Source organism: Rhizobacter sp. P2_H2 (assembly GCF_056403375.1).
The window spans coordinates 1-2,517 of sequence record NZ_JBFUFP010000811.1; the positions used below are offsets into that span (position 1 = coordinate 1).

2 protein-coding genes are annotated in these 2,517 nt (G+C 71.1%); both read right to left on the minus strand.

Translation table 11 applies throughout. From position 1 onward, the window contains the following. Window positions 1–495 precede the first annotated feature (495 nt). Window positions 496–1,974 carry an NAD-dependent succinate-semialdehyde dehydrogenase gene (locus AC1D15_RS26675; protein ID WP_477828373.1) on the minus strand — a complete coding sequence of 493 codons (1,479 nt, stop codon included), beginning with the start codon at window positions 1,972–1,974 and terminating at the stop codon, window positions 496–498. A gap of 24 nt (window positions 1,975–1,998) precedes the next feature. Beyond that, window positions 1,999–2,517: ATP-binding cassette domain-containing protein (locus AC1D15_RS26680; RefSeq protein WP_477828374.1), on the minus strand; the 519-nt coding region annotated here is incomplete at its 5' end.

Here is a 2,517-nt window from a genome sequence, read left to right on the forward strand (position 1 = left end):
GTGGTCAAACAGTGKGCGACAGTCAGTTCACGAAGCGYGCTGGCGCRCGCGGGCCATGAAAYCAGCCAGYTCCGGCGCCCCGTCCTKATTGRCGCTCCACRGCCTCCCCCCACGCGCCTTTGTGCCACCGCCCAGCTACTTTTTAGGTGACAAGCGAACAAGTGAGGGTTGATGCCCGGGCTGTCACCCGGGCCTGTTCTCCGCACGCATCGAGCCACTGGTTCGGCAAAGGCGGGGGYGGGGGGTGTGGGGAGCGCCAATYAGGACGGGGCGCCGGAGCTGTGCAGTTTGATGGCCCCGCGCGAAGCGCGATCGTGAACTGACTGTCGCCGACTGTTTGACCACAACGAACGAAGTGAGTGGAGGGAGTTTCGGCGACGGGCCATCAAACTGCGCAGCGCAGGGGAGTCGACGCGCCCTGCGCGGCGACCGCACCGGCCGGCGAGCCCCACACCCCCCGCTCCCGCCTTTGCTCGCGCCCATGCGAGAAAGAACCTACGAGCCTGTCCAGCAAAGGTACTTGGTGTGCATGTAGTCGTCCAGCCCGTAGCGTGACCCCTCGCGACCGTAGCCTGATTCCTTGACGCCGCCGAACGGCGCCGCCTCCGACGCGAGCACGCCTTCGTTGATGCCGACGATGCCGCATTCCAGCGCATCGGCGACGMGCCACACCCGCGCGATGTCGCTCGAATAGAAGTACGCCGCCAGGCCGAACGGCGTGTCGTTGGCCGCCGCCACYACCTCGGCCTCGCCGTGGAACCGGGTCACCGGCACGACCGGCCCGAAGGTCTCCTCGCACGAGCAGGCCATCGTCGAATCGGCATCCACCAGCAGCGTCGGCGCGTAGTAGTTCGGGCCGTCGCAGCGCGCCGAGTGCAGGCGCTCGCCACCGACGATCACGCGGGCGCCGCGCGCCACCGCGTCCTGCACATGCTGCTCGATCTTCTGCACCGCGCGCGCGTTGATCATCGGGCCGATCTGCGAGTCGGCCTCGGTGGCCGGGCCGACCTTCAGCGCGGCGACGCGCGCCGCCAGCTGGCCGACGAAGCGGTCGTGCACCGCGTCCTGCACGAAGACGCGGTTCGGGCAGACGCAGGTCTGGCCGCCGTTGCGGAACTTGGCGGCCATCAGGCCGTCGACCGCCGCATCGACGTCGGCATCGTCGAACACGATGAAGGGTGCGTTGCCGCCCAGCTCCAGCGACAGCTTCTTCAGCGTGCCGGCCGACTCGCGCGCCAGGTGCTTGCCCACCGGCGTCGAACCGGTGAAGCTGATCTTGCGCACGCGCGCATCGGCCAGCCACACGTCGACCACCTCCGGCGTGCGCTGCCGCGAGGCCGTCACGATGTTCAGCACGCCGGGCGGCACGCCGGCCTGCTCGGCCAGGTGCACCAGCGCCAGCGAGGTCAGCGGCGTGTCCTCGGCCGGCTTGGCCACCACGGTGCAGCCGGCAGCGAGTGCCGGCGCGATCTTGCGGGCGATCATCGCGGCCGGGAAGTTCCACGGCGTGATCACCGCGACCACGCCGACCGGCTCCTTCACGACCATCATGCGGCGGCCCGGCACGGCCGCCGGGATGATGTCGCCGTAGCTGCGCGTCGCCTCCTCGGCGAACCACTCGACATAGCTCGCCGCATACAGCACCTCGCCGCGCCCCTCGGCCAGCGGCTTGCCCTGCTCGCGCGAGATCAGCCGCGCGAGGTCGTGCTGGTGCTCGACGATCAGCGCGTGCCAGCGCTTGAGCAGCTGCGCGCGCTCGCGGTTCGGGCGCGCGCGCCAGCCGGCGAAGGCCGCATGGGCGGCCTCGACGGCGGCGCGGGCGTCGCGCGCGCCGCTGTCGGGCACCTGCGCGAACACGGCGTCGGTGGCGGGGTCGCGGACCTCGAAGCGCCGGCCTTCGGCCGCATCGCTCCAGCGCGCGTCGATGAAGTTCTGCTGGCGTTGCAGCGTCGGAACGGTCAGGGTCAGGGGCATCGCGAAGAAAGAAGGGGTTGGGGGTCAGGCGGTGGCCGGCACGTCGTGCGCGTCGGGCACGTCATCCAGCCAGCCGCAGCGCAGCTCGGGCACCGAGCGCGCGAGCAGTTCGTAGTAGGGGTGGTGCGGGCCGCGCTCGAAGTCGGCGCGCGCCACCTGCGTGAGCTTGCGGCCGTGCTGCATCACGACGATCTCGTCGCACACCGAGCGCACGGTGTGCAGGTCGTGGCTGATGAACAGGTACGAGACGCCGAGCTCGCGCCGCAGCTGCGCCATCAGGTCGAGCACCGCGGCGCCGACCACGCTGTCGAGCGCCGAGGTCACCTCGTCGCACAGGATCAGGTCGGGCTCGGCGGCCAGCGCGCGCGCCAGGTTCACGCGCTGCTTCTGGCCGCCCGACAGCCCGCCGGGCAGGCGCTGTGCCAGCGTGGCCGGCAGCTGCACCAGGTCGAGCAGCTGCGCGATGCGCGCGCGCAACGCGGCGCCGCGCAGGCCGCGGTAGAACTGCAGCGGCCGCGCCAGGATGCGTTCGATGGTGTGCGC